Source organism: Dictyobacter sp. Z7_2 (assembly GCF_057551105.1).
On sequence record NZ_BAAJPE010000001.1, the window covers coordinates 523844 to 544149 of the forward strand.

Consider the following 20306-nt stretch of genomic DNA (forward strand, 5'->3'; position numbering starts at 1 on the left):
TACTATGCCCGATATTCACGCGGATACAGCAGGAATACAGAGCGGTGCCGCCAAGTTTTCGCAGCAGTCAGTTGAACTGGGAGATCTGCTCACGACTGTCAGCGGCACCATCGATGAACTTCAATCACTATGGACAGGTCCAGCCGCTTCTCAGTTTGTGGATTTGATGAGCGAGTGGAGTAAAGACGTTAACGATATCAAACAGGTCCTTGAGACCATTGCCAGCAAAGTCCACAGCGCCGGCCTGGGATACGACGATTTGGATGGCCAGATCCAGCGAGCATTCAGATTTTAGCCATCCTTACCATTCCTCTGAAAAGGTCAAGCCAGCCAACGTAACGCCGTGGTCTTGTGCCCGGCGGCCTCGTGACGTACGTAACGTTCCTTTTTGCCGTCCAATGCTGCAAGATGATATGGACGATCGGCGATGGGGGACGTTTTCGTAAGTGAACTGGCCGCCGGGCACAAGACCACGGCGCTACGTTGGCGAGCGTGATCTCTTACGATATATATCTATATTTTGTATAAATTGCTCATGGCTATATTAAAGAATAAGGCGATGCAGACATTACTTGTGACAATTATTGGATTTGAGCAGAGCTTCGATCTTCAGGTGCCGGCCGAGATACCAGTTGGGAATTTCATTCCGCTGGTCTTGAAAGTTTGTAATTTCCAAGCCTCATCGACGTCGCCATCCGGCAGAGCCAGATGGACACTCTCCGTCGCGCACTCGAATACCACATTACCAGTGTTGGCTTCGCTCCTTGATGCTGGCGTTGTCGATGGGAGCATCTTACTCTTACAGGATGCCTCTTCACCGCCGCGATCGCAAGCGACGCCAGAGTCTCAGCCGACATTTCAGCCGGTCGATATCGAGCCCGGAGAGCAGACAGGCAATATCGGGGTGCGCTGGAATATACGCTAAAGACCCATTATAAAATCGAGCCGTATGTATCGATAATGACTAATGCAAAGTAGAGAGCATTTATGACACAAACGACATTCTACCGACCGGTCAGAAATTATCCAGTTCCCCTACCCAACGAACAGATCCAAATTGAAGCGCCGCCACAAACACTCCAAAACCAGAACGGAAAAGCGGCTTCAATGGTTCAATATCTCTATCCGGTCTCTGGCATGTTGATGATGCTCGTCTCGATGATATCTTACTTAAGCGTTGAAAGAGGTTCTCCCAACCCACTGATCATCATTGCCGAGATCTGCATCATGCCATTGTCGATTGGCCTGATGTTCCTTTCCATGTATTTTCAGCAGAGGACGCAGAAAAAGCAGCAGAAAGCGAGCAACGAAGCCTATCGAGGCTACCTTGATAGTATCCAGCGCCGAATCACCGAACTCAGTAAGCTCCAGGTACAGCACAATACGCGCCTCTATCCAGAACAGTCCAACTTATCGCTGCTCGTTGAACAGCGACAGGTGCTCTGGGAGCGTCGTCCCACGGATGAGGATTTCCTCTCGGTGCGCATCGGAGTCGCGCCGGTGGCCCACTGTTGTACACTGAGCTTCAAAGAAGACTATAAGACACAGGCTGATCCTGCCATCCTGCAAGAAGTACGCGATCTGGTCAATCGGAACAGCCATCTTGATAGCCAGCCGCTGGTCATCTCGCTCAAAACCCAGGGATCAATCTCGGTAGTCGGACCACATGCGGCGACCCGTCCTCTGGTGCGCAGCATCGTCGGCCAGCTGATGACGTTCCATGCTCCCGATGAAGTAGGCCTGCTCGCCTATTTCCCCTCTGCTGCCGCAGCGGAATGGAGCTGGCTCAAGTGGCTCCCGCATACGCATCGCTTGCGCCAGGTCAGCCTGGAGCATCCAACAGACACGGACCCTTTATGCTTGCTAGCCGATAACGTCGAGCAGGTGCAAGAGCTCTTCGAGACACAGATCAAGCCAGAGCTAGAGCTCCGCTACAAGCTGCTCAAAGAAAAAAAGCAGGAGATGCGTGATCAGCCACTCAAGTTCAAGCATCTCGTCTTCATATTTGACGACTTTACGCCCAGGTTGCTCGCCCGCGTGCCCGAACTTGAACCGATCATGCGCGACGCCGTTCAGCTCGGGATTACCATCCTCTGCCTGGTCACAGCCAAAGAGCAGGAGCCACCGATACTCCGAAGCCGCCTTTCCATTGCGACCACCTTCCGTGACGCCTATCTCTCCTACCAGGAAACGTTTCTCGGCGGCTCCGATATCGAGTTCATCACGCCGGACGCCATCGATGTGAGCCAATGCGCCCGCATTGCGCGCAGCTTAGCGCCGCTTCATCTCGTTGATGGAGAGGCCAATCTGGACTTCTCACAAAACGTCGGGCTCTTACAGACGCACAACATCGAGGCCATCGAGACGCTCCAGGTGGCGGAACTCTGGCGCAAGCGCACCGAGCAGCAACTGCTACGCGTTCCGATTGGCTTGCAGAAAAATGGACCTCTCTTGCTTGACTTCAAAGAGATGGCTTCAGGCGGTTTTGGACCTCACGGGCTGGTGATTGGGGCTACAGGATCAGGCAAAAGCGAATTGTTACGAACAGTTGTCACCAGCCTGGCGCTGGCCCACGATCCTTACACGGTTAACTTTGTGCTGATCGATTTCAAAGCTGGTGCTGCCTTTGCCGAATTTGAGCATCTCCCCCACGTCGCGGGGATCATCACCAACCTGGAGAACGATCCACTCTTGATCAGCCGCATGTATGCCTCACTGCAAGGCGAGCAACAGCGCCGCCAGAATCTACTCAGCCAGGCCGGCAACCTACCGAACATCGCGCAGTATCAGAAAAAATGGCGTCAGAATCCCGTGCTGGAGCCAATGCCCTACTTGATTATCATTGTCGACGAGTTCGCTCAATTGATCGCGCACTATGAAGATTTCCTGGCGCTCTTCACCAAGTTTGGTCAGGTTGGACGCAGTCTGGGAATGCATATGATGCTTGCCACGCAGCGCGTCGACGAGGGACGTATCAGGACCCTGGAAGGTCACTTACGTTATCGCATCGCCTTACGCACCTTTAAAGCTGATGAAAGTAGCGCCGTGATCGGTACCCCTGATGCCTACTACCTGCCGCCATCGCCAGGCAGTGGCTACTTTAAAGTGGATGAGGATATCTATACCAGCTTTAAAACGGCCCTCATTTCTTTACCTTATATCCCACTCAGCCAGCGCAATATCGATCCTATCATGCTCTTTCGCACCTTTACAGAGACCGGCCAGTTGCTTCCTCCCATTGCCCAGACCGAGCATGCCAGACAGACAAAGCAAGCAGCGGCAGAAACACGCACCGAGCTCCAGATGGTAATAGAGAAGATCAGTCAAGCGCCAGCGCCGACCAACGGTTGGCGAGTCCATGCGGTCTGGCAGACTCCTTTAAGTGAGCGCATCCTCCTCGCCGAGGTGCTCCGGCGCAGTGGTCAGGGCAAACTGGATGGCTCTTCGTTTCCCGCACGCGCCCCGTTTGGACCTCTCTGCGTCCCGATCGGCATGATTGATCGACCTGCGGAACAGGTGCAAGATCCCTTAATCCTCGATTTCGCTGGCCTGGGTGGCCATCTCGTCGTGATCGGAGCGCCTCAGGCGGGCAAAAGCACTTTACTGCGTACCTTGATGACCTCCTTGATGGTGACTCATACGCCACAAGAGGTGCAGATCTACGGGATTGACTTTGGAGGCGGTTTGCTGCGCCTCTTTGAGCATGCCCCCCATGTGGGAGCTATCTGTAGCCGAGCGGACAGAGATAAGCAGCAGCGCGTGCTGAGACGCATCCAGCGGATCGTCGTCGAGCGTGAGACGTTATTTGCGCAGTACGAGATCGATGGCATGGCAAGCTATCGGCAATTACGTCGACAAGGAAAATTTTCACAGGAGCGCTATGGCGACGTCTTTCTCATTATAGACAACTTTGGACAGTTTCAGAACGAGTGCGAGACCAACGATCCTGCCAGCATTGCAGAAGTGACATCGCTGATCGCCAGCGGACTCACCTATGGCGTGCATGTAATCTTAACGGCCAATCAGTGGACAGACATTCGCACACGCTTGCGCAGCAACATCGGCACGCGCCTGGAGCTGCGCTTAAATGATACCAATGATTCGGAATTTGATCGCAAAAGTGCGGCAATGATTCCGATGGAGACACCAGGACGAGGTTTATTGCCAGAAAAATTACACTTCCAGACGGCGTTGCCGCTGGTCGGAGAGCAAAGTACTCATGATGTCTCACTCTTTGCCATGCAAAAGCAACTGGAGACATTTATCCAAAAAGTGCGGGCATCCTGGAAAGGGCCAGCGGCACCAAAAATCCGGGTCTTGCCGCCGGAAGTGCGCTGGGGAGATATGCCTGCAACGGTGAACGCGCTAACACAAGGGATACCACTGGGTTTAGAAGAGGCCAATATCAGTCCAGTCTTTGCCGACATGGTACACGACGATCCACACTTCTTAATCCTGGGCGACCGCGAGTGTGGAAAAACGACGCTGCTCCGCACCTGGATTACCGGGATACAACGCTACTACACACCGGAGCAGGCACAAATTATGATTATCGATTATCGCAAATCCTTGTTCAGTCTCGCAGAGAGCAAACACGTGCTTGCGTACGCCTCCTCGCTCGACAAGATCAAAGAATGCGTCCAAATGCTCAATGCAGAGTGTGAACGGCGTCAGACAAAAAACGCAGCACCGACTGATGAGGGCTCAAGGACATGGGATGGCACCCACTACTATCTTTTCGTTGACGACTACGAAATGGTCGCCACCCAGACCCCACAATCGGGGAATCCCCTTAATCCACTTGAAGCCTTACTACAGCCCGCAAAAGAGATTGGCTTTCATGTGATTCTGGCGCGTCGCATCGTAGAAATCGGACGTGCCAGCTATGATCCTATCTATCGCAGCATCAAAAATATGGAAAGCCCCGGGCTCATCATGCGCGGAGATCCAGTCGAGGGACGTCAGGTATTGCATAAACAGAGTGCCTCCGACAAGTTACCGACTGGACGCGCTTATCTCGTGCGCCGTGGTGCACCAGCCATGCAGGTACAGATAACAAATACAGAAGTGCTCTAGCACCTGAGAAGAAAAGAGTTTGAGCGATGACAGACTATGTTGGACAACAATTTGGATCGTATCGCCTCCTGCGTTTAATCGGTCAGGGAGGCTTTGCCGATGTCTATCTGGGAGAGCACGTGCATCTGGGCAGCTCTGCGGCCGTCAAAATCCTGTATGCCCGCATGATCGACGAGCATCGTGAGAACTTCCTCAACGAAGCGCGTACCTTAGCCAGCCTTTCCTATCCTCACATTATCCGCCTGCTCGACTTTGGCGTCGAAGACGGTACACCCTTCTTGATCATGGAGTACGCTCCCCACGGCAACCTGCGACAACGTCATCCAGCTCAAACGAAATTACCGCTCGCCACCGTCGTTGATTATGTCAACCAGATCGCCGAGGGCTTGCAGGGTGCGCACGATCAAAACTTCATCCATCGTGATCTCAAGCCTAGCAACATCCTCATCGGCCAGAAAGACAACTTGCTACTGAGCGATTTCGGAGTGGCCTTGATCGCTCAAACGTCCTATTCTCAGAGCTTGGCCAATTCCGTAGCCGGAACCGTCGCCTACGTCGCACCGGAACAACTACAGGGAAAGCCACAACTGGCCAGCGATCAATATGCCCTGGGCATCATGGTCTATGAATGGCTCTGTGGAGAACGTCCCTTTCATGGAACGGTCATCGAGATGTGGGCTCAACACCAGTCGGCGGTACCTGCACCCATGAGTCAATACGTCCCCGATCTGCCACCGGAGGTAGAGCAGGTCGTCATGATCGCGCTGGCCAAGGACCCTAAACAACGCTTCGCAAGCATACACGCATTCGCAACCGCCTTAGAGGCAGCAAGTCAGCCTGAACACATCGCCCCGCTTGCCGCCAACGGCGTACTGCTTGCGTCCACACCAAGTGTAGCGAAAGAGAGTAGTCAGCCACAAATCGCCACCAATGGACAAGCCTCTCATGCAGCGGATACTACTGATCCAGACGAAGAGGCACAATCATTCCATGTGATCTCAGATACAATTCCCGACGATCCTCTGACAATTCAGCCGACCAGCGTGAAGGCACCGACACGCTACTCCTGGAGCAAAAGGATTAGTATGGTCATGATCGCTTTAATTGTCCTGCTCATCATCGCGAGCACGCTTGTCTATGCGAATCAACGCGGGAGCATCGCCACGATCGCCACGACGCCCACAGCTCAAATAGCCGCGACAAGCACAAGCGCAAGTACAAGCATCGTCAAGACAACACCGTCGCCGACAGCGAAGCACGCAGTCAAAGCCACACCCACACATCGCGCCACCGCGCATCCGACAACTTCCAGCGTCCAACCCACCACGCCACCGCTAGTCGTACAATCGACGGCGCCGCAAGTGGTGATACCTCCAAAATCGGCACCAACACCAACACCGAAACCTGCTCCCAAACCGACGCCAACGCCGACGCCTGTACCCTGTCCCGCGCAGATTCAGTATGGCTCCAAGGGATCATGGGTGACAACGTTGCAAGCGGCACTCAAGAACCATTATGCCGCGCACGATTTCACCAACTCGCCCTTCAACTTTTCTCCGCCTCTTCAAGTGGATGGAGATTTCGGCACATTAACGCAATCGGCGGTCAAAGACTATCAAAGTGCCAAGGGTCTCGAAGTCGATGGACAGGTAGGTCCACTCACCTGGCATTCTCTGGGTTACTGCTAACGCGCAAGCTCACCAGCCAGCATGGATCTCAGAAGACGAAGGACAAGGGTGCATCAGTGTCGAGCGCAGCGAAGACACCTGTAGCGTCGGACGCTTGCGTCCGATGTCCCAGTGGCTCGTACGAGACAGCGGGATTGCGGCACGCCACGCTGGGGACACCTGATCTGTACGGTCGAGTGGGACATCCACGTCTTCGCTACGCTCGACCTCTTTCTGCTTGTCCCAGGCCACAGCGTATGATATAGTCAGAGCATCAAAAACCAGGAGGTACTCAGGCCAATGTCTTCTTCGCCGGTGTGCTAGGGAATAATCAGGATACCTACATTTCACATCATGCAGTGATCGCCGTTCGGCTATCGCTTCTACCTGGTTGTTTCTTTTTGCGACACAAACGAAGGAGCAAAGATGAGTTTATCTCCCACACAAGAACAGTTACACCAACTGCTCGACGCACAATATGCATCGCTACAACGCACTTTTCCCTCTGACAGACAAAGCAGCCTGCTGGCTCTTACTCGCGCCCACAATTGGCATTTCCTTGAGTCAAGGAGCAGCGAGCGACACGCCACATCCTGTCATACAGATGGTTGGCAGCAAGCACTTTCCCTCTGCTTTGCTGACACGACTTTCCACAGTTCGCCTCTGAAACCTGATAACATATCCGATAGCTGGGCCGATATGCTCCTACAAACATGTAATCGTCTGGCCGCAGGTGAGCGAGTGTTGAACTACAGCCAAGCTGGCTTTCTACGCATACAGCAGGGCAGCGACACTGCTTATCATGCCTGGATTGCGCGCCAGAAAATGCCGACGGAGTGGCGCGAACGCGCCGATCTGAACTGGTGGACCCAACAGCGTGCACAGATCTTTGATACCGCATGGCAGGCGCTTCAGCAGGAAAAGCAGTTGATACAGCCGCAATTAGACATCTGGACCGAGCAATGGGATGGCGATATAGCAGACATCTACCAGACGACGCGCACACTCGACAACTATTATCAGCGTCTCGGCGTACTCTCTGTCGAGATGATGATCGGCTCCGCTGAATATCCGCCTGTAACCACAATTGGTGGCGGCACATTTGCTGCATACCGCGAGGTACTGAGTACTCTGATTGGATATGCATTGAAATACAGCGATATATGTACAACCATGCGGATACGTCATCCCGAGCTTGCGCCCAGAGGGTATCTGGCCATGCCACAACGTGACGCGTCGCTGATAGAGGCTCTGGCTACCGCTCTTAATCTGGACCGCAGCACCGTACGTCTCGCACTGGACGTCTATACGCTCGATGCTGAAAACGTCTCATATCACTGTTCGGCAATTGATGTTCCCGCACCTCCATTGCTCCGCCTCGACGACGAACATCGCGTCTGGTCGCTGGCGGGATTGCTGACCGAGCCGCTTTTCTTTCTCAAGCGTGAATTGAAGCGGAGATCCTCTTATGACTATCACACGGCATCCTACCTGCGCGAAGAAGTCTTTCGCCAGGACGTCTACGCCCTCTTTGCGGATAAACGCTTCGTGAAAAGCGTTGGTCCCGTAGGATTGCGAGGCGCAAAAGGCTCGCCCGCCACGGATATCGATGCGCTCATTTTCGATCGCAAAACTGGAGCCTTGGCCTTGTTCGAACTCAAGTCGCAAGATCCCTTTACGTACTCGTCACAGGAACGGACGCGCCAGCGCGATTACTTCTATGGAGCAAAGAAGCAGGTACTGGCCTCGTCTGAATGGATAAAACGCAATGGAGCCAACGCCCTGCTCAATCGTCTTGAAGCCAGGCAAGTCAAGCATCTCAGAGCGCAGAACGTCTACATCTTCGTGCTTGGACGCTATCTTGCACACTTCTTTGACGGACCCGAATTCGATACGCGTGCGGCCTGGGGCACCTGGGCACAAGTATTGCGCCTGACGAACGCGTACGCATTCGGAGCTGACGACGCCAACCCGATCCAATCACTCTACAACAAGCTGCGCAAAGATACACCTTTGACGCTCTCTCACCCACCATTCGCACAACAGGAGATTATTATTCAGAACACCCGCATTCACCTCTATCCTTCATTTGATGTCTATAAGAAGGAGACGCATTGATGTCCTGTCCTGATTCAATCTTCTCGAAGACTGCGCACCGAACCACGTTTAATCAGTTTTGTAGGAATGGTCCATTTGATGGATGAGATACTTGCATCCTGATCGGGCACTTCTATCAAATTAAGGAGGCGCTCAACGGCGACGTGACCCATGGTGGCTCCTGGTACCTGTACCGATGTCAGCGCGGGATGGAGCATTTGTGCTTCATCAATGTCGTCAAAGCCGATGACAGAGAGATCCTTCGGTATCGATAGGCCACGTTCGGAGGCAGCTCGATACGCACCGATGGCCGCTTTATCGCTCACAGCAAAAATAGCGGTGGGCGGCTCAGGTAGATCTAGCAATAATTGCGTCTCGCCATAGCCTTTAATCTCTTTATGTGAGACCCGTGGTGGAACGAGTTGAGGATCTGGTCCGAAGCCAGCTCGCTGCATGGCCAGCATATACCCGGCTTGTCTTTCACCAAGGGTCCAATATTTCGAGGGACCGCGAATAAAACCGATGCGTTCATGTCCCATCTCGATCAGATACTGTGTGGCGGCATACGCGCCCGCGAAGTTATCGGGGACAATGGCAGGTAATTCTAATTGTGGAATAAAGTGATCAACCATGACGACCGGCAAATGACTCTCTAGAGCACCTTGCACCCATTCGTGACTCAGATCGCCTCCCCCTAAAACGATCAGGCCGGCAATCGTATTGCGTTCCCAATGGCTTGCCTGAGGAATATCTGTCGGTGAAACAAATTCGAAGACGACGCGATAATTCTCGCGCCGAGCAACCTCATCAATCCCCATCAAAATAGCTTTGTTAAATGGATCAGAGGTCGGTACAACCGGCAAGCGTTCAATAATAATATTAATCGTCGGCTGGTTCGTTGAGCTACGGCGTACAGTTTGTTCGTACCCCAGAAGTTGTGCTGCCTCGAAGACACGTTGCCGCGTTGCTGACGCAATTCCTTTTTTCTCATTCAGCACCAGCGATACCGTCCCTACCGACACCCCTGCTTGCTCAGCGATATCGCGTAAGGTTACGACATGATGGCTATTTCCTGGCTCCTGCTCTATTTGTTTCTCTACTTCCACAGATACTTTCCCGATCTCTCTATCCATGACGATACGCTTTTCTAGAGTTTACACTGCAAGTCAATAAAGATAAACTCTCTGCTATAAACATATCAGACACCACCATTTTCTGTCCATAAATCTTCCACGTCTTTCGCTTGATTTTGTAAAGACGTACAAGTCTGCTGTGTGACGCTCGCTAAATAAAAAGCCAGCGGTGCACCCAGCAGCGAGACAAGACTTGCATTGAATGCGATACAGAGCCATACCAGGATGAGAAAGACAATCAAGCTACCAAGGAGTTTTCCCAGTTGTAACCGACTGATTGCCAGAGCAGTCTTCCATAAGCGCCAACCGCGCAGTGAGTGCGATGCCGCCAGGGAGAAGGCCGATAGAGATGCGAGCAGAACCAGCGTTGCGATACAGCCATCAATAAAGAGCGGCAGATACAGCCACATGGCTTGATGGTACATTCCTATAATACGCCACGTTACGATAAAGATAGTCGCAATCAATGCGGGAATGCATCCAATACGCACAGCCGCATACCAACCCCGTAGCAGTGTCAATGGACTGACACGCCAGCGGATACTTTGTCCAAGTAGCAGCGTATTTGAGGCCATACTCGTCCAGGCCCACACGGGTGCCACGATGATCACCGCCAGCCAGAGAGCCAGCACGGGCATGCCCGCAATCCAGGCCAGAGCGGCAGGAAGTGTCGCCATACAGAGTGCGATATTGGCGAGTAAGATGAATGGCAGATGGTCAAACATCATCTTCACCAGACGGAGCGGTTGCGGCAGATCATACGATTGAAAGCCATGAGACAGATGCATTTTCATCCCATTATCCTTTCAAGCCGGTCGCGGCGATACTTTCAGTGATTGAGCGCTGTGCGAATAGAAAGATCAGGAAGATCGGAACCAGAACCATTGAGATGCCCGCAAATACGACGGTGGGTGGTGCACCACCTCCATATGGATTTTGCAATGTGACCAGTCCCAGAGGGATCGTCATCTTGCTTGGCGATGAGAGGAAAAGATTGGGCCAAAAGAAATCGTTCCAGGTCGTCTGGAAGATAAAAATTGCCAACGAAGCCAGAGCAGGTCTTGCCAGCGGTATAATGATCTGCACCAGGATACGAAAATAGCCCGCCCCCTCCAGACGAGCTGCCTCCTCTAATTCTTTCGGGATCGTCAGAAAGAACTGGCGTAACAGAAAAATTCCCAGCACATTGATCAAGGCCGGGAGATAAACAGCCTCATGAGTATCCAGCAGGCCAAGCGAACGAATCAGAATAAAGGTAGGAATCGCGATCACCTGAGTGGGCACCATCAGCGCGGACAGGAACATCACAAAAATGAAATTCCGTCCGGGAAAATCTAGCCGAGCCAGCGCGTAGGCAGCCAGCGAGCTGGTAATCAAACCACCGATCGTCACGATACCAGTGATCTCAAGGCTATTGAGGACAAGTAATCCGAAGGGAATTAACGAGAACACTTGCTGATAGTTACTTAGCGTAAATGGTGAAGGCCACCACTTGGGAGGCAAGGTAAGCGAGTAAGTTTGTGGTAAAAAAGAGTTGATCAGTAGCCACACAAACGGTGCGACCATCAGCACTCCAAGCAGTATGAGGAGAGCATTCAGTCCCCAGTTTCCTAATTTAAACCAGGTACGTGATGCCCGGCGCGTTTTCACCTGTTCCACTTGAACTTGTGCCATTCTTTGTAACCTCCTTTATTCGTAAAATACCCAGTAACGACTGATCCTTAACTGTAAAATGGTCACAAGCAGAATAACAACGAAGACCAGCAAGGCCAGGGTCGAGGCATATCCCATCTCAAATGATTGGAAGCCTGTCTGATAGATGTACAGCACAATACTCAACGTTGACGTTCCAGGACCACCGAGCGTCATCACGAACATCGGATCAAAGATCTGGAAAGCGCCAACAATCGTCACGACACTGGCAAACAAGAGCGTAGGTGACATCAGCGGCACAGTAACATGCCAGAAGCGCTGCCATGCACCCGCGCCATCCAGGCGAGCCGCCTCGTAATAGTGCGGTGGCACGCTTGATAAGCCGGCCAGCAGAATCATAAAGGTAAAGCCCAGCGTGCGCCAGAGATCCACCATAATCAGGGCTGGAAGCGCCAGAGAAGCGGTTTGCAGCCAATTAGGCGTTGGCAGGCCCAGATGACCCAGGTAGTAATTGACAATCCCAAAATTAGGATCAAGCAGATAGAGCCACATTAACGAGACGGATGCCCAGGACATAATAAATGGAAAGAAGTAAACTGTACGCAAGAAGTATTTAAGTACGCCTGAAATGGCACGATTTACCGCCAGAGCCAGTAGCATACCGAAGAAAAGATGCAAAACCAGTGAACTTATCGTAAATACCGCCGTATTTAAGAGGGCTGTATGGACAGAGTTATCTGCCAACAGCTTGGCATAATTTGCCAATCCTACAAAGCGCGCAGGCGTAAACATATCCCAGCTATAGAAACTGAGTCCGAGGGCACCGACAAAGGGACCAGCGATAAAGACGACAAACAGTAAAAGCGCGGGAGCCAGAAAAAGGTAAGCAGCTAAAATTTCCTGTTTTTGCTGTTTTGTTCTTTTTGGCCTGCTGCTTTTTGCGATGGTGCGCGTGGCACTTTCTTTTCGTATGCCAGAGCCAGGAACGGCCTGCGACACACTTGAATGTATACTCATAGACGCTGAAACATGTATCGTAACGAAGCGTTAACTGCTCAATGATGAAATCAATTCAGCATACACGGCTCGCCACGATACATGTATCCTCCCCTCTTGTAGCATTAGCTCAGGGCCGAAGTAATTTGCTGATCGATCTGAGCAGCCCCTTGTGCTGGAGTAATATTGCCGTTCAGAACCTGCGCCAGGATATTATCAATAGCCAGTTCTATGACATTTTCTTTATTCGGAGCTGGTAGCAGTGTACCGTAGTCGAGTGCAGCATAGAGTTTATCCATACCTTGAGGAGTATTATTTAAGAACGAACTGCTCGTCGCCAATGAGCGTCGTACAGGGACCACCGTCGCCCCCTGCTCGACGAAATACTGTCCAGCAGCCTTGGAAGTCATAAATTTCACGAAAGCCCAGGCGGCTTCTTTATTGGGAGACGCCTTCATAATAGGATATGCATTAAAGCCGATGGGAGAGCCTGAGGCTTTGTTTTGTGGCCATTTCGCAATTTTTACTTTTTTCACCATATTGAGATCACGTATATTGATAATCGGCCAGCAGCCACCACCAAACATAGCCAGTTTATTCTGCGACATGGCTGTATTTGGGTCAAACGTACCGCCTGGCGCTGGACTAATCTTTTGACTGACAAGTTCGCGCATAAATGTGAGTGCCTCAATCACCGCAGGTGTATTTGCCGTTGATTTGCTCAGATCGGCGTTCATGAGGTTGCCACCATTGGTAAGTACCCAGGGCATAATACCAGTAAAATAGGTAGCCTGCGCTTGCATACCATAGACGCCAGCTTTCGTTAACTTTTTCGCTGTCGCCAGAAATTCATCCCAGGTCCAATTATCGCTCGGCTCAGCCACACCTGCCTGCTGAAACATTTCTGTGTTGTACCAGATACACATCGGGTTGAAATCCCCCGGTAGATAGTAGGTGTTACCATCGGGAGAACTACGTTTCGTCATATTCTGTATGCTCTGGTTGCTGTCAGAAAAGAAATCGGTTAGATCTGCCTGGTCACGTTTTAAATAGGCATCAATAGGTTCAACCAGACCACGGCTGGCAAAGAGTCGTTGTCCCTCGGTCGCCACCTGCACCACATCAGGAATCTTGCCACCAGCGATCTGGGTAGAAATACTATTGAAGAAAACGGCCCAGTTATTGGAGGCATTTGGTAGCGCGGTAAGTTCGATGTCTGGATACTGTTTTTTGAAAAGTGAAAAGAGTGCATTCCAGGTTTTTTGTTGGTCGGCAGCGCCCAGATACGCAATACTGAGCTTGCCAGAAATTTTTGAACCTCTAGGCGCAATCTGAGAGGAGGTGGATGATGATTGATCACTGCCACATGCAGCAAGCAAACTACTTCCAGCTGCCAGGCTAAGCCCTGTATATCCGGCCCCTTTCAGGAAACCACGCCGTCCCAACAGAGAGTTTTCATCCAGTAATGAAAAAATGCGGTTGCTATCCATCGGTATCCCCTTTGAAATAATTCAATGCTTTCTTTCGCTCACCAACGAGCTGCGCTGTACTGACAAACGAAATATAACATGCGTTTTTTTAAAAGTCAATCCAATTTTAGTTTAATTTTAAATTTGTTTTTATAAACTACCCTTGACTTTAAAAATTTTTTAAGTTATCCTGACTTTATTAAAATTGTATCAGTAGCAAATGTATACCTTTGTGCGTTTGCTGGTGTAGGGGAGAATTCATGACAGATCTGATTTCGAAACATGCCGGTACTACACAACGCCTGTCTGGTACTCGCTATCAGGGGAATGCTCTTCGCCATGTTGTCATGCCGCTTGGTGGCCTGGGTAGCGGCCAGATTGCGCTGGGAGGTGATGGGGGACTCAGACAATGGCAGATCACGAATCAGGTAAATCATCGCGGTTTCGTGCCGGATAGCTTCTTCGCTATTCGAACGTCCCGCGTTGAACCGCCATTAAACACCATACGTATTTTGCAGTCGCGCGAAACGCTGCAACGTGAGCATGAACAGACACCTCTGGTGAATGACGATATGATCCCGGCGGATCAAATATCATTGCTACGTCAATTTACAGGGGTTGAACATACAACATTTACGGGCTCATATCCCTTTGGGCATATCCGCTATGAAGATAAAGAGCTTCCCATTGAGGTTGAACTAGAGGCTTATTCACCGTTTATCCCTTTAGACGCGCATGCAAGTGGTCTCCCTGCGATTATTTTTACCTTTACGCTCCATAATCCTGATCAACGAGAGATATGCGGCGTACTGGGATCAACCTTACAGAATGCCGTCGGCTGGGATGGTATCACGCCAGGCAGTGGAAATCGCAATCCCCTCTATGGTGGAAACGTCAACCGTTTATACGAAAAAAAAGGGCGGACAGCGCTGATCATGGAGAATCCCAGCCTACCAGATGATCATCCTGGCGCGGGACAGATGGTTCTGACCAGCCTGGGAGATGAAACGCTGGCCTACGAACGCTGGACCAGTCCAGAACAGTTCATCCGCATCATGGAAAGTTATCATCCGGACCACCATCCTGTACGTGGGCAAGATGCCAATCAGCAACGTGGACATAGAAGCACAGCCCATATCACCAGTGGAGCAAGTGCTCCCGGCGAAACCTGGAATGGAGGACTTCTCTTGCCATTCTGGCTGGCTCCTGGTGAAACCATCCAGGCCACCTTCATTCTCAGCTGGTATTTTCCCAATCGCTACGTCAATTTTGATCAATTTGGTCCCCTGCGCAATTATGGCCGTAGTCGCTTCTGGCTGGGAAACGCATACAACACACGTTTCGCTGATGCGATGGATGTAGCCACATATGTCATCGAGCACCAATCCTGGTTAAAAGATACTTCACGACGCTGGTCGCAGAATATCTATGGCAGTACATTACCCTCCTGGATCAACGAAGCTCTGGCTGCTCAGGGATCTTTAATGCGTAGCCCTACCTGCTTTTGGACTGAGGATGGAAGATTTTACGGTTTTGAGGGCTCACTGGGGGCATCGACCTCCATGTGGAGCGGCGATTTCGGAGGGTCCTGTCCACTCAACTGTACCCATGTCTGGAATTATGAGCAAGCGCTTTCGCGCCTATTCCCGCCACTGGAGCGGAGTATGCGTGAGACCGATCTCAAGCAGATCCAGGCTCCCGAAGGCTATATTCCCCATCGGACGATTCTGCCACTCTACCTCAAACAATTATGGGACGAGCCAATTGGTGGACCAACCCATCCAGCCCTGGATGGAATGCTCGGCACCGTTTTAAAAACGTATCGTGAATTTCGTCAGGGAGCCGGTTCGATCTGGTTGGATGAAATGTGGCCGCATATTGAGCGCCTGATGGACTATATCATCAAAAACTGGGATCAGAATGAGGATGGCGTTCTCGAAGGTGAGCAGCCCAATACGTATGACATCGAGTTTTATGGCCCCAATATGTATATTGGTGGACTCTGGCTCGCAGCTCTGCGTGCGGCTGAAGAGTTGAGTAAGTTGCAGGGACAAACAGCTCTGGCCGAGACATATCGACAACTGTTTGAACGTGGCAAACAGAAGTACGACGAGTTGTTATGGAATGGCGAATATTACATTCAACTCATTGATCACACAGTGCCACTCGAAAATCAGTTCGGCGAGGGCTGTCTGGCGGATCAACTATTCGGCCAATGGTGGGCACAACAATTAGGACTGGGATATATCTTGCCACGTGAACACGTCAGACAGACGCTCCAATCAATTGTGCGCTATAACTTTCGTGAGGGCTTCCGTGGTTTTTCTCATGGCTACCGCGTTTTTGCTGATCAAGACGATGCCGGCCTGCTCGTATGTACATGGCCACACGGGGGGCGACCCGAAATTCCGGTCCGCTATTGCGATGAGGTATGGACAGGGATCGAATATCAGGTTGGAGCTCATTGCATTACAGAAGGATTCGTCAAAGAAGGCATGAAGATCCTGTCGGCTCTGCGCGCTCGCTACGACGGAACCAGACGCAATCCCTATAACGAGATCGAGTGTGGCGACCACTATGCACGAGCTATGGCTGGCTGGTCTATACTGGAAGCAATGAGTGGATTCCACTATGATGCCCATCTCGATGCGCTATCGTTTCAGCCAGTTGCCGATGATACTGTTTTCCGCGCCCCCTTTATTGTACGCGATGGTTGGGGAGTCTTTGAGCAACAGCCAGCGACAGATACAACTGCGGCTCAGGCCCGGCTGACCTGCTCGTTTGGTGAGCTTCATGTACGTCAATTGACGCTGCCCGGCAGCGCCACCGATATCACGGTCACTGCCGACAATCAACAGCTTGATATCACTATCAACAAGGACCGAGATCTATGTTCGCTCACATTCACAACGCCTGTGATCCTGCACGCGGATACTACGCTCCTGATTTCATTCGCGCACTAAAAACCATTGATTTGTAACCGCATCGTCTTTGAAAGGAGTTCATCTTCAATGACTACTATTGGTATACTCACCTTCTCCGACGGAAGATCCTTCGTGGCAGAGGAAGTCGATGAGCTGAATCATCAATCCCAGAACCGACTCAAGCAGCGCTTAGAAGCAGATGGATACGACGTTGTAGCCAGTGAGACCATCATTTGCACCAACGAACAGGCAGTCCGCGAAGCCAAACGCCTCGCCTCAATGCACTGCGATTGTACCATTTTCAATTTTGCGGTCTGGGTCTTTCCTAATTTGCCTGCACTGGCATCGCGCTTTGCCCCAGGTCCATTTATGCTCTTCAGCAATATCAATCCTCAATATCCAGGACTGGTCGGCATGCTTGCCAGCGCTGGTTCGCTCAATCAGGCTGGCACCCCTTATGCTCGGGCGTATGGCGACATCGGGGATGACGCCATCTATGCCAAAATTCGTAGCTTTATTCGTGCGGCTGGAGCCGTCTCCAGTATACGTGGACAAACCTTTGGCTTGTTTGGTGGTCGTCCTATGGGCATGTACACGGCGACAGCTGATCCTGCGACATGGCTCTCGCTCTTTGGAGTCGACGTCGAGCATATCGACCAGGGAGAGATCATTCGTCTGGCCGCCGAAGTACCGGCCGCCAAAGTCGAGCCCGCCTTCAAATGGTTGGAGGAGAATATTGGACATATCCATTATGACGGCAAGCAACTCACGCCAGACAAGCTCAAAACCCAGATCCGCGCCACCTATGCGGTTAAGCGCCTGATTGAGGAATATCGTCTGGATTTCTCAGGCATTAAAGCTCAACCAGAACTGACCAATAATTTCTGTACGATGGATGTCACAGAAGCCTTCTTGAACGATCCCTATGACTGGGATGGACCACACGAGCCACACGTCTGCGCCACCGAAGCCGATATGGATGCTGCTCTGACGATGCAAATCTTCAAGTATCTCGCGCATACGCCTGTACTCTTCGCCGATGTGCGCCATTATCACGCTGACCTGGGCATCTGGGATCTGGTCAATTCGGGTGAACATGCCACATACTTCGCCGGACACTCGTTCGATCCCAAGGACAACCTGCCAAATGTCCACTTCTATCCCGAGAGCTTCTACTTCCCGGCAGGAGGAGCCAGTGTACATCACCTCGCATCTCCTGGTGAGGCGACATTCGCACGCTTAACCCGTCGCAACGGGACCTACTGGCTGGCAATTCTGCGCGGCGAGTTTGTACAATATGATGAGGCCAAAAATATGAGCTTGATGAAGCAGACCGATCTGGCATGGCCACATGCGTTCACACGTTTTACGTGCTCGGCCGACGAGTTTATCTCCACATATGCGAGCAATCATATTCATGCCGTCTACGGTGATTGGGTGACAGAACTCCGTACCGTCGCTGAATTGCTCGGGATTGAGGCGCACGTCTACGCCGAAAAGTAGAAAGGACAAACTCAATGGAGAGAGAGCTGGTACTCGGAATCGATGCCGGGACCACAGGACTGCGAGCAGGTCTTTTTGATCTACAAGGACAGTCTGTGGGCTTTTATGGGCAAAACTATCAAACATCCTATCCACACCCTGGTTGGGCGACCCAACATCCGATGGATTGGTGGCAGGCGCTGGTGACCGCAGTACAGCAGTGCATACAAGAGCATGGAGTCGATGGCAAACAGGTGATCGGATTAGCCATTGATGCTCCATGCGATATTCTGCTCACGAGTCAGGATGGCACTCCCCTCACCGAGGGCCTCATGTGGATGGATCTCCGCGCGACCAGTCAGGCACGTAAGTTAACAGAAACCCACGATCCGGTATTGCGCTATTGTGGCACCGACGTACCGGCAGAATGGCCTGTGCCAAAAGTGCTCTGGTTAAAAGAACACGAGCCCGACCTCTGGCATCAACAAAGCTATCTTGTCGATCAGATGGGCTGGCTGACATGGAAGCTGACTGGCGAGTGGGCTATGCCACTCAATTGCGCCGCCGCCAAGTGGCATTATCGAGCGACGGCGGATAAGCAAAATCCCGCCGGTTGGCCCACCCATCTGCTTGACGCGGTTGGCTTGAGCGATATGGTCGCGAAAATTCCCGGCAAGGTGCTCCCAATGGGGGTTCCAGCAGGTGCATTAAAAGCTAACATCGCACAACAACTGGGATTACGAGCCGGCATCGCTGTCTCCATGAGCGGCATCGATGCCCACGTGGGTATGGTAGGAATGAACGTCCTGGCACCGGGCACATTGGCACTGATCACCGGGACATCCACGTGTCAACTGATACAATCCGCCGATCCCGTTATCGACTCGGGCCTCTGGGGACCATTTGAGAACGCCGTTATCGATGGTGAGTGGACCATCGAAGCCGGACAGGCAAGTACGGGAGGAACGGTGCGTTGGTTGCTCGATACGCTCAGCGGCGATCTTCCCATAGGAGAGGAGCGCTATCGCGCAGCAGATGCCGCCGCGGCTGCGATTCATCCTGGTGCCGACGGTTTAACCGTCCTCGATTTCTGGCAGGGGAGCCGTACACCGATCAAAGATCCTGCGGCACGTGGAACCATCTGGGGTCTGACGCCTGCCCATACGTCAGGGCACCTGCTACGCGCAGTCTATGAAGGGACCGCCTATGGGAATCGACACATCCTCGAAAAATTTGCGCAACTGAACGTGCCAACGCAGCATATCACTGCCTGCGGAGGTGGAACACGTAGCGCCTTGTGGCTACAAATTCTGGCAGATGTCGCAGGCTTACCGATCACGTTAACCACCGAGCCCGATGCAGTCACGCTCGGAAGTGCCATCTGCGGCGCTGTCGGAGCCGGAGCCTTTCCCGATCTGCGCACTGCAGCACAAGCCATGGTTCACGCGGGCAAGACCATAGAACCCGATGCTTCCACTTCGGCTATCTACCAGGAAGGCTATGCGCGCTACAAGGCCACATACGAAGCACTCAAACCACTCTTCGCGCACATCTCATAGCTCTGGCTTCTTGTTTATCCGCACCACATTTGGCAAAGATGATGTGGTGCGGAGATGTGGTATCCAAAACAGATCCGAAAGGCGATGGAGTGAGAGGCTCACCGACCTAGCGGCGCGGCTCCGCCGTGCTGTCTGTGACTCGTGGTAAATGACCTACGAAGTGAGACAATCTGGCCCGTAAACGTGGAACATTGCCCTCAATCGCGGAACACTGGGACAAAGTTCCTGGACAAAACCGCTCCCCATCAGG

General features: G+C 52.0%; 13 protein-coding genes. 8 read left to right on the forward strand and 5 right to left on the reverse strand.

Annotated features, from left to right (window positions below; all coding sequences use genetic code 11):
* Nucleotides 1–4: 4 nt before the first annotated feature.
* The 5 genes from AC27N8_RS02075 to AC27N8_RS02095 all read left to right on the forward strand — a co-directional run bounded on the left by AC27N8_RS02075 (nucleotide 5) and on the right by AC27N8_RS02095 (nucleotide 8861).
* Nucleotides 5–295 carry a WXG100 family type VII secretion target gene (locus AC27N8_RS02075; protein WP_487063450.1) on the forward strand — a complete coding sequence of 97 codons (291 nt, stop codon included), beginning with the start codon at nucleotides 5–7 and terminating at the stop codon, nucleotides 293–295.
* Between the two features lie 264 nt (nucleotides 296–559).
* Complete coding sequence (locus AC27N8_RS02080; protein ID WP_487063452.1) at nucleotides 560–925, forward strand: EsaB/YukD family protein; 366 nt, start codon at nucleotides 560–562, stop codon at nucleotides 923–925.
* A 62-nt stretch (nucleotides 926–987) separates the two neighbouring features.
* Complete coding sequence (eccCa, locus tag AC27N8_RS02085; protein ID WP_487063454.1) at nucleotides 988–5076, forward strand: type VII secretion protein EccCa; 4089 nt, start codon at nucleotides 988–990, stop codon at nucleotides 5074–5076.
* 26 nt (nucleotides 5077–5102) lie between these two features.
* Entirely contained in the window at nucleotides 5103–6764 is a 1662-nt protein-coding gene (locus AC27N8_RS02090; protein WP_487063456.1) for a protein kinase domain-containing protein, read from the forward strand.
* Nucleotides 6765–7169: 405 nt separating this feature from the next.
* On the forward strand, nucleotides 7170–8861 hold the full coding sequence (locus tag AC27N8_RS02095) for a hypothetical protein (RefSeq protein ID WP_487063458.1): 1692 nt from the start codon (nucleotides 7170–7172) through the stop codon (nucleotides 8859–8861).
* A gap of 14 nt (nucleotides 8862–8875) precedes the next feature.
* On the opposite strand, the gene AC27N8_RS02100 is transcribed toward AC27N8_RS02095, so the two are convergent.
* The 5 genes from AC27N8_RS02100 to AC27N8_RS02120 form a co-directional block, all read right to left on the reverse strand.
* The gene (locus tag AC27N8_RS02100; protein ID WP_487063460.1) at nucleotides 8876–9973 is read right to left on the reverse strand and encodes a LacI family DNA-binding transcriptional regulator; all 1098 of its coding nucleotides are present in this window, start codon (nucleotides 9971–9973) and stop codon (nucleotides 8876–8878) included.
* Between the two features lie 65 nt (nucleotides 9974–10038).
* Nucleotides 10039–10767 (reverse strand): hypothetical protein, encoded by a 729-nt coding sequence (locus AC27N8_RS02105; RefSeq protein WP_487063463.1) that lies wholly within the window; start codon nucleotides 10765–10767, stop codon nucleotides 10039–10041.
* 4 nt (nucleotides 10768–10771) lie between these two features.
* Nucleotides 10772–11647, reverse strand: a complete 876-nt coding sequence (locus AC27N8_RS02110) for a carbohydrate ABC transporter permease (protein WP_487063465.1) — start codon at nucleotides 11645–11647, stop codon at nucleotides 10772–10774.
* 15 nt (nucleotides 11648–11662) lie between these two features.
* Nucleotides 11663–12643: a carbohydrate ABC transporter permease gene (locus AC27N8_RS02115; RefSeq protein ID WP_487063467.1), complete on the reverse strand. Its 981-nt coding sequence runs from the start codon at nucleotides 12641–12643 to the stop codon at nucleotides 11663–11665.
* A gap of 104 nt (nucleotides 12644–12747) precedes the next feature.
* Nucleotides 12748–14112, reverse strand: a complete 1365-nt coding sequence (locus AC27N8_RS02120; protein ID WP_487063469.1) for an ABC transporter substrate-binding protein — start codon at nucleotides 14110–14112, stop codon at nucleotides 12748–12750.
* A 239-nt stretch (nucleotides 14113–14351) separates the two neighbouring features.
* On the opposite strand from AC27N8_RS02120, the gene AC27N8_RS02125 reads away from it, so the two are divergent.
* From AC27N8_RS02125 to AC27N8_RS02135, 3 genes are read left to right on the forward strand one after another with little or no spacing between them, the layout of a single operon-like run.
* Complete coding sequence (locus AC27N8_RS02125) at nucleotides 14352–17054, forward strand: GH116 family glycosyl hydrolase (RefSeq protein ID WP_487063471.1); 2703 nt, start codon at nucleotides 14352–14354, stop codon at nucleotides 17052–17054.
* A gap of 48 nt (nucleotides 17055–17102) precedes the next feature.
* On the forward strand, nucleotides 17103–18518 hold the full coding sequence (locus tag AC27N8_RS02130; RefSeq protein WP_487063473.1) for an L-fucose/L-arabinose isomerase family protein: 1416 nt from the start codon (nucleotides 17103–17105) through the stop codon (nucleotides 18516–18518).
* 14 nt (nucleotides 18519–18532) lie between these two features.
* Entirely contained in the window at nucleotides 18533–20056 is a 1524-nt protein-coding gene (locus AC27N8_RS02135; RefSeq protein ID WP_487063475.1) for an FGGY-family carbohydrate kinase, read from the forward strand.
* The last annotated feature ends 250 nt before the right edge of the window (nucleotides 20057–20306 follow it).

What these genes read in the sequence shown, in the direction of transcription:
- AC27N8_RS02075 (WP_487063450.1), top strand. Translation starts at nt 5, where the DNA reads ATGCCCGATATTCACGCGGATACAGCAGGAATACAGAGCGGTGCCGCC.
- AC27N8_RS02080 (WP_487063452.1), top strand. Translation starts at nt 560, where the DNA reads ATGCAGACATTACTTGTGACAATTATTGGATTTGAGCAGAGCTTCGAT.
- eccCa (WP_487063454.1), top strand. Translation starts at nt 988, where the DNA reads ATGACACAAACGACATTCTACCGACCGGTCAGAAATTATCCAGTTCCC.
- AC27N8_RS02090 (WP_487063456.1), top strand. Translation starts at nt 5,103, where the DNA reads ATGACAGACTATGTTGGACAACAATTTGGATCGTATCGCCTCCTGCGT.
- AC27N8_RS02095 (WP_487063458.1), top strand. Translation starts at nt 7,170, where the DNA reads ATGAGTTTATCTCCCACACAAGAACAGTTACACCAACTGCTCGACGCA.
- AC27N8_RS02100 (WP_487063460.1), bottom strand. Translation starts at nt 9,973, where the DNA reads ATGGATAGAGAGATCGGGAAAGTATCTGTGGAAGTAGAGAAACAAATA.
- AC27N8_RS02105 (WP_487063463.1), bottom strand. Translation starts at nt 10,767, where the DNA reads ATGAAAATGCATCTGTCTCATGGCTTTCAATCGTATGATCTGCCGCAA.
- AC27N8_RS02110 (WP_487063465.1), bottom strand. Translation starts at nt 11,647, where the DNA reads ATGGCACAAGTTCAAGTGGAACAGGTGAAAACGCGCCGGGCATCACGT.
- AC27N8_RS02115 (WP_487063467.1), bottom strand. Translation starts at nt 12,643, where the DNA reads ATGAGTATACATTCAAGTGTGTCGCAGGCCGTTCCTGGCTCTGGCATA.
- AC27N8_RS02120 (WP_487063469.1), bottom strand. Translation starts at nt 14,112, where the DNA reads ATGGATAGCAACCGCATTTTTTCATTACTGGATGAAAACTCTCTGTTG.
- AC27N8_RS02125 (WP_487063471.1), top strand. Translation starts at nt 14,352, where the DNA reads ATGACAGATCTGATTTCGAAACATGCCGGTACTACACAACGCCTGTCT.
- AC27N8_RS02130 (WP_487063473.1), top strand. Translation starts at nt 17,103, where the DNA reads ATGACTACTATTGGTATACTCACCTTCTCCGACGGAAGATCCTTCGTG.
- AC27N8_RS02135 (WP_487063475.1), top strand. Translation starts at nt 18,533, where the DNA reads ATGGAGAGAGAGCTGGTACTCGGAATCGATGCCGGGACCACAGGACTG.